This window comes from Mycobacterium sp. (assembly GCF_049683355.1).
GTDB lineage: Bacteria > Actinomycetota > Actinomycetes > Mycobacteriales > Mycobacteriaceae > Mycobacterium.
The window spans coordinates 1-7,918 of the sequence record NZ_JBAUJB010000202.1; the positions used below are offsets into that span (position 1 = coordinate 1).

The 7,918-nt window shown below is 66.7% G+C and carries 4 protein-coding genes and 4 pseudogenes; 4 read left to right on the plus strand and 4 right to left on the minus strand.

What is annotated here, in order from left to right; genetic code table 11:
- The coding region (locus tag WA944_RS12115; protein WP_526646981.1) for an ATP-dependent DNA ligase at window positions 1-1,090 on the plus strand (1,090 nt) is incomplete at its 5' end.
- A gap of 478 nt (window positions 1,091-1,568) precedes the next feature.
- Here WA944_RS12115 and WA944_RS12120 read toward each other — a convergent pair.
- A pseudogene (locus WA944_RS12120) lies at window positions 1,569-2,798 on the minus strand (cytochrome P450).
- Window positions 2,795-3,732, minus strand: a pseudogene (locus WA944_RS12125) (LLM class F420-dependent oxidoreductase); the annotation flags it as partial. The pseudogenes WA944_RS12120 and WA944_RS12125, both read right to left, overlap by 4 nt.
- Window positions 3,733-3,734: 2 nt before the next feature.
- On the opposite strand from WA944_RS12125, the pseudogene WA944_RS12130 reads away from it, so the two are divergent.
- Window positions 3,735-4,175 (plus strand): annotated as a pseudogene (locus WA944_RS12130) (cysteine hydrolase family protein); the annotation flags it as partial.
- 61 nt (window positions 4,176-4,236) lie between these two features.
- Window positions 4,237-5,889, plus strand: coding sequence for a medium-chain acyl-CoA ligase Mig (gene mig, locus WA944_RS12135; protein WP_526608135.1), 1,653 nt, complete (start codon window positions 4,237-4,239; stop codon window positions 5,887-5,889).
- On the opposite strand, the pseudogene WA944_RS12140 reads toward mig, so the two are convergent.
- Together WA944_RS12140 and WA944_RS12145 are read right to left on the minus strand one after the other, a co-directional pair.
- A pseudogene (locus WA944_RS12140) lies at window positions 5,876-6,513 on the minus strand (aldehyde dehydrogenase family protein); the annotation flags it as partial. The gene mig and the pseudogene WA944_RS12140 overlap by 14 nt on opposite strands.
- 94 nt (window positions 6,514-6,607) lie before the next feature.
- On the minus strand, window positions 6,608-7,369 hold the full coding sequence (locus WA944_RS12145) for an enoyl-CoA hydratase/isomerase family protein (RefSeq protein ID WP_526371502.1): 762 nt from the start codon (window positions 7,367-7,369) through the stop codon (window positions 6,608-6,610).
- A 263-nt stretch (window positions 7,370-7,632) separates the two neighbouring features.
- Here WA944_RS12145 and WA944_RS12150 point away from each other — a divergent pair.
- Window positions 7,633-7,918: TetR/AcrR family transcriptional regulator (locus WA944_RS12150; protein WP_526371504.1), on the plus strand; the 286-nt coding region annotated here is incomplete at its 3' end.

Genomic DNA, 7,918 nt, shown 5'->3' on the forward strand with positions numbered 1-7,918 from the left:
GCGCCGGGCCGCGATGCTCGGCGGAGCCCTTCCGGCGGTGGCTGCGGCGGCCCTGACCGGCGGGGCGGGCGCGCTCGAGCAGTTCACGTTGCAGGTCGGCAGGCCGGTCGGTCCGATGCTCGCCCAGACCGCGTCCGATGTCGGTGAAGCGCTCGAGCGCCTCGGTGGCGCCGCGGTGTTCGAGGCGAAGCTCGACGGCGCGCGAGTGCAGATCCACCGGGACGGTGAGGCGGTCTCGATCTTCACCCGCAGCCTCGATGACGTCACCGCTCGGCTGCCCGAGGTTGTCCGCGCCGCCCTGGCGCTGCCGGTCACCGAACTGATCGCCGACGCGGAGGCCATCGCGCTTAAACCCGACGGCCGCCCGCACCGCTTCCAGGTCACCGCATCCAGGTTCGGGCGCCGCGGCGGGGCCGCCGGATTGGGCTCCCACGCGCTGTCGGTGTTCTTCTTCGATCTGCTGCGCGTCGACGGCGACGATGTACTCGATCGGGCCAACAGCGAGCGCCTCGCGGCGCTGGACGCGATCGTCCCCGGTCACCAGCGGGTCGATCGGCTCGCCACCTCCGATGTCGCTGCCGCACAACGGTTCCTCGACACCACGCTGGCCGCGGGGCACGAGGGGGTGATGGCGAAGTCGCCGGCTGCAGCCTACGAGGCGGGCCGCCGCGGTGCGGGGTGGTTGAAGGTCAAACCCGTCCACACCCTCGACCTCGTCGTTCTCGCCGTGGAGTGGGGCTCCGGCCGACGGACCGGAAAGCTCTCGAACATCCACCTGGGTGCCCGCGACCCGCACACCGACGGGTTCGTCATGCTGGGTAAGACCTTCAAGGGCATGACCGATGAGATGCTGGCCTGGCAGACCGAGCGGTTCCTCGAGCTCGCGACCGGGCCCACCGACGGGTATGTCGTCCGGGTACGGCCCGAGCAGGTCGTCGAGATCGCGTTCGACGGTGTGCAGACGTCATCGCGGTACCCCGGCGGCATGGCGTTGCGATTCGCCCGGGTGGTGCGCTACCGCCACGACAAGAACGCTGCCGAGGCAGACACCGTCGACGTGGTGCGTGCCCACTACGAGCGCGGCAACTGACTCGCCGCACGAGCCGGCCGCGCTAAACTGTAATCCATACGGTAAGCGCCCACAGAATGGAACCGTCATGCACAAGGACGAGATGATTTTGATCAGGGAGGCGTTGGTCGATACCGACACGGTGATGAATGTGCATATCGGGTCGTCGGGGCGGTTGGCGATCACCGCGGCCGACCCGCCACCGCATTCAACGCCACATTCGGAATCACCACATCACGAAACTGCCAGGTATCCGACCCCACACCGGCGTCCAGTACTCATCATGAAACGACGGATACCCCATCGCCGCCGGGTTCTCCGAAAACGTCAACGCATGCATAGGAGTTTCCGCGCGCCGCTGCTTTCAGGGCGTCGAAATGTCCTGCCCCGCCGCCACGGTCACCCTCTTTGTGGTGTGAGAGGGCTTGGATGGAGACGTCGTGGCCTTCGGAGGCTTTGCGGAGTGCTCCGACGGTGGCCTGGTCTTTGGGGACGTGGGCTAGCCGGACAGCTCGTATCGGATCGGGAGATGCTTGAGGCCGCCGACGAAGATCGTGGCGGTGTGCTCCGGCGTGCCGGCCAGCTCGATCGACTTCAGCCGCGGCAGCAACGCCGAGAAGAAGCTGTTGACCTCCATGCGGGCCAGGCCGCACCGAGACAGAAATGCACTCCGTAGCCGAACGCGATGTGCTTGTTGGGGTCTCGCCCGACATCGAACCGGAACGGCTCGGTGAACACATCCTCGTCCCGGTTGCCCGACGGGTAGGACAGCAGCACCTACTCCCCCGCAACGATGGGCACGTCCCGAATCACCTTGTCCTGCTGTGCGGTTCGCATGAACTCCTTGACCGGGGTGACCCACCGGATCATCTCCTCGGTGGCCAACCCCATCAGATTCGGGTCGTGCTGCAACCTGTGCAACTGGTCCGGGTTCTCCACCAGCGCCTGCAGTCCGCCCGAGATGGTGGCGCTGGTGGTGTCGTGCCCGGCGGTGGCGACAATGAGGTAGTAGGACACCGTGTCGATGTCGGACAGCGGCTCGCCGTCGATCCGCGCGTTGGCGATCGCCGATGCCAGGTCTTCGGTGGGCTGTGCGCGCCGCGGTGATCTCATTGAAGTAGGTGAACATCTCGAACAGCGCCAGCCCGCGCTCCTCCATGGTGACCCCGCGCTGCAACTCGGCATCGTCGCTGCCGAACAGCTCCTGGGTATAGGTCAGCATCCGGGGGAAGTCCGATTCCGGGATGCCGAGCAGCGACATGATGACGTAGAGCGGGAAGTTCACGGCGACCTCTGTCACGAAATCGCATTCGCCACCCCGGTCGGCCATCTGGTCCACGAACTTCGCGAGTTCATCGACCCGAACCTTCAAAGCCCGCATGGCTTTCGGACGGAACCAGTCCGCACCGATCGCGCGCACCTTGCGGTGCTGCGGATCGTCCATGTGGATCAACGTGCTGACCCCCATGGCAGCCTGCTGTTCATCACCCTCGGTGGTGGTCAGCACCGGCCGGGGCGAGTTGGTGAACAGGTCGTCGGCACGTTCGATCGCCATGATGTCGGCGTGCTTGGTGATCGCCCAGAAAGGCCGGTAGCCCGGCACATCGACCCAGGACACCGGTGCGGTCTGCCGCAGATGGGTCAACGCGTCGTGCAGTCTGCGTTCGTCGGCGTAGGCCGTGGGGTCGGCGAACACCCTGGAAGCCTCGTCGACAACTCGAACGTTCATCCCGACTCCTTCTTCGTACTCGATGCGCCGCAGCGCAGTTCCGCTACCACGTCGATGACCGTGGCCTCGTCGACCGTCGACGGAAAGCCCACCAGCACACGGTCGGTGAGTCCCTCGCAACGGGCCCGGATCTTGTGCGCCAGTTCGTCCACCGGCGCCACCACGGCGAACTCGGCGAGGATGGTGTCGTCGATGAGCGTGCCCATCGCGTCCCACCGATCCTCACGTGTCAATCGGTGCAGTTCGGTCTGAAGCTCGCCCCAGCCGTGCAGCTCCAACACCGTGCGATACGCCGGGGTGGACGCGTAGAACGCGATCTGCTTGCGGGCGCCCACCGCGGCGGACCTCAGCTCCGCCTCGTCGCGTCCCGTCACGACGAACAGCGGACTGGCCACCTCGACGTCGATGCGCTGCCGGCCAGCCCGCTGCAGTCCCGGGACAGCGTCGGAAGCGTCACCTCCCGGAAGTACCGCTGGGTCGAGAAGGCGTGCGCCAGCATCCCGTCGCCGACTTCCCCACACATCTCGGTCATCCGGTCCCCGACGGCCGCGACGAAGATCTTCGGGTAGCCGTGAGGGTGTGCGGGCGGAACGAACATCGGCGTCATCAGCGTGTGGGTGTAGAACTCGCCCTCGAAGCTCAGGACCCTGTCCTCCCGCCAGCAGGACCAGATCTCCCGCAGCGCCGTCACGAACTCCTGCATCCGGGCCACCGGCCTGCTCCACGGCATGCTGAACCGCTTCTCGATGTGCGGCTTGATCTGAGAGCCCAACCCGAGGATGAACCGTCCCCGCGAATAGTCCTGCAGATCCCATCCGATCTGCGCCACCGACATCGGATTGCGGGCGAACGCAACCGCAATGCTGGTGCCCAGCTCGATACTGGTGGTGTGTTCGGCAGCCAGGGTCAAGGGCAGGAAGGGGTCGTGGTTGATCGGTCGTGCACTGTGTGGTGCAGCGCCGCCCTGACGGCTTGGGTTCGAACCACAACGCCAAGATCTTCGCGTTCGGTGCTGCCGGCGTGAACATCAGCCCCGGTAGCCCGGGCACGCAGCTGGTGGACGAACTCGGGTTCCGCCCAACCGATCTCCTGCTGGCGCGGTGGCACGGCCTCGGACCGATGGGTGGTACGGACCTGGATTCGATCCTGCGCAACCTCGGAGTGTCCACCATCGTCGCGGTCGGGGTCTCGGTCAATGTCGCGATCACCAACCTGGTGATGGACGCGGTCAATGCGGCCTATCGCGTCGTGCTCCCGCGCGACGCGGTCGCCGGGATCCCAGCCGGCTACGCGGAAGCGATCGTCGACAACACTCTGTCCCTGCTGGCGACGGTCATAACCACCGACGAACTCATCAATGCTTGGGAGCGCACCTGATGGCCATACAACTTTCGACCAACTGTCTACCCGCGCGGCAGGGGCGTCTAGAGTGCCTCCCATGACCGAGTCGATCCAGTTCACCGTCCCGGCCGCCGCCGATGCCGTCGCCGCCGTCATCGGTGGTCGTGAGTTCATCGTCCAGGGTGAACGCCGCTTCACCTATGCACAGGTCGTCGAGCGGTCCACCCGTCTGGCCGCCTATCTGCACTCCCGGGGGCTGGGCTGTCACAACGAGCGCTCCGAGCTACCGGGGCACGAGGCCGGCCAGGATCTGTTGGGCATCTACGCGCACAACGGTCCCGAGTACGTCGAGGGAATGCTGGGCGCGTGGCGTGCCCGGGTCGCACCGTTCAACGTGAACTACCGCTACGTCAAGAGCGAACTGCAGTACCTGCTGTCGGACTCCGGTGCGACCGCACTGCTGTACCACGCCGCATTCGCGCCGCGGCTGGCCGAGGTGCTGGCCGAGCTGCCGGCGCTCGAGGTGCTGATCCAGATCGCCGACGACTCGGGAAACGAGCTATTGCCGGGCGCCGTGGACTACGAATCGATCATCGCCGACGCGCCCACCGAGGCGCCACCGGTGCAACCGTCACCCGACGACTTGTACGTGCTGTACACCGGTGGGACCACTGGCATGCCCAAAGGCGTGCTGTGGCGTCAACACGACATCTTCATGACCTCGTTCGGCGGCCGCAGCCTCTACACCGGTGAGCTGGCCACCAGCTACCAGGACATCACCAACCGTTGTGCCGAGGCGCCCGGCACCAAGCTGATGGTGTTGCCGCCGCTGATGCACGGCGCCGCCCAGTGGGCCGTGCTGACGGCGATGACCACCGGTCAGACCGTGGTGTTCTCGCCGGTCACCAGCCACCTCGACGTCGACGACGTGGTGCGCACCATCGAGCGGGAGAAGGTCATGGCGGTGACCGTGGTCGGCGACGCGATGGCCCGTCCGTTGGCCGACGCGTTCGAGCGCACCGAGGCGGATCTCTCGTCACTGGCAGTGGTGGCCAACGGCGGCGCCCAGCTGACCCCGACCGCCAAACAGCGCCTGATCGACAGCAAGGCCAACCTGATGGTCGTCGACGGCGTCGGCTCCTCGGAGACCGGCGCCCAGATGACCCACATGTCGGCGTCAGGCGCGGTGTCGACCGGCAAGTTCACGGCGGGACCGGACACCTTCGTCGCCTCCGAGGATCTCACCTCGATCCTCGAACCCGGCCACGATGGCATGGGTTGGCTGGCCCAACGCGGTTACGTCCCACTCGGTTACAAAGGTGACGCGGTCAAGACCGCCGCGACATTCCCCGTCATCGGCGGGGTCAGGTACTCCGTCCCCGGCGACCGTGCCCGCCATCTGGCGGACGGGTCGGTGGAGTTGCTCGGCCGCGATTCGGTGACGATCAACTCCGGTGGCGAGAAGATCTTCGCCGAGGAGGTGGAGTCCGCGATCGCGTCGCACCCCGCTGTCGCCGACGTGGTGGTCGCCGGGCGACCGAGCGAGCGCTGGGGCCAGGAGGTGGTGGCCGTCGTCGCGCTGGCTGACGGTGTGACCGCCGACGCGCAGCAGATCATCGACCATGCCGCCGAGGTGATCGCGCGCTACAAGCTGCCCAAGGCGGTGGTGTTCCGGCCCGCCATCGAGCGCAGTCCGGCGGGCAAGGCCGATTACCGGTGGGCCCGCGAACAGGCCATCAGCGACTCCTGAGCCTGCGGCGGGTGCGGTTGCGCGCCATCGCCAGCGCCAGCGACGTGGTGGCGCGCATCGGCCGGGAGAACGGCGGCGCCGCGCGTCCGGTGATGGTGAACGGCAGGTCGGTGCCGACCACGGTGCGGTGATGGCTGAAGGTGTCGAACCCGGCCTTGCCGTGCTAGGCGCCCATGCCGCTGCGGCCCACTCCCCCAAACGGCGCAGCTGACGGGATCATCTGTGCGGCAAAGTCGTTACGGGCGACTCCACCGCTCGGGTGCGTTGCACAAAGCTTCTGAAGTCGTCGTCGTCCGATCCGAACCAGTACGCCACCAACGGTGCCGGGCGGGCATTGACGTAGTCGATGACGTCGGCGAGACGGTCATAGGTGCGCACGGTCAGGACCGGACCCAACGTCTCCTCGGTGGCGATGCTGTCGTCGACGTCGCGCACGATGGTCGGGGCGATCTTGCGGGTGTGACGGTCGGGCAGGTGCTCGCCCGGCGGTGCCACCGCCTCGACGTGGGCACCCTTGGTCCGGGCATCGTCGATGAGCCCGACGACACGGTCGAAGTTCGCGTCGTTGACCGACGAGCAGTAGTCGGCGTTGGTCACGATCGACGGGAACATCCTGCGCAGGGTGGGTGCTACGGACGCGGTCGCCAGGCCCATACCGCGGCCCCCGCCGACGACGACGGCGGTCGCATTCGCGAACCCGAGGTCCATCCGGGTGCCGTCAGGTTCCTGTCCAGTTCGGCGCGCGCTTCTCGGCGAATGCCGTCGCACCTTCCATCGCATCCTTGGACGCGAACACCGGCATGATCAGGTCGCTCTGCTTCTTCCACATCTCGTCCTCGCTCCAGCCTGCCGACTTGGCGATGATCTCCTTGGTGACCGCCACCGCCAGTGGACCGTTGGCGGTGATCCGTTCGGCCAGCGCCATCGCCCCAGCCAGCGCCTCGCCGGGCTCTGTCAGCACGTTGACGAACCCCCATCCCGACGCTTCTTCGGCGGTGAAGTTGTCGCCGGTCAACGCCAGCTCGAGCGCCTTCTGGTACGGAATGCGGTGCGGCAGCCGAAGCAGGCCGCCGCCCGCGGCCACCAGCCCGCGCTTGACCTCGGGGATACCGAATCTGGCGTTCCTGGCCGCAACCACCAGGTCGGTGGCCAACACGATCTCGGTCCCGCCGGCCAGCGCATAGCCCTCGACGGCGGCGATGACCGGCTTGCGGGGCGGACGTTCGGTGAATCCGATGCCGCGCCCGGGAATCGCGGGAACCTCACCGGCCATGAAGGCCTTGAGGTCCATCCCCGCGCAGAAGGTGCCCCCCGCGCCCGTGACGATCGCCACCGACAGCTCATTGGTGTCGTCGAGCTCGTCCATCGCATCCGCCAGGCCCTGTGCCACGGCGAGATTGAACGCGTTGCGCGCCTCCGGACGGTTGATGGTGATGACCAGAGTCCGTCCGTGGCGTTCGGTGAGTACCTCGTCTGACACAGTGCCCCTTTCGCCTGCCGCTCAACACCATTGGCCGGTTGCCGCCGGACGATGATAGAAAAGCTTACTATAGGACTTACAGTAGAAGAGTGGAAACACGGTGGCCGGTGTCCACCAGCCGCCCGACGGTAAGGCCGCGTGCACGGTAGCGCCGCGACACGACTGCAGAGGCGCATTTCAGAATACCGGCTGCCGGTGATTCACGACCACCACCCCGGCTTCCGGAGCGGCACGACGTGGCATCGAACGATGGAGGTTCCCGAGTGGCGAAGCAGGCGACCGCGGAGAAGCGTCAACGGCGTGAACGCGGTTCGATCAATCCCGACGACATCATCAGCGGAGCTTTCGAGCTCGCCGAACAGGTGTCGATCGACAACCTGAGCATGCCGCTCCTCGGCAAGCACCTGGGCGTCGGAGTCACGAGCATCTACTGGTACTTCCGCAAGAAGGACGACCTGCTCAACGCGATGGCCGACCGCGCGCTGCGCCAGTACGTCTTCGCCACCCCGTACGTCGAGGCCAAGGACTGGCGCGAGACGCTGCGCAATC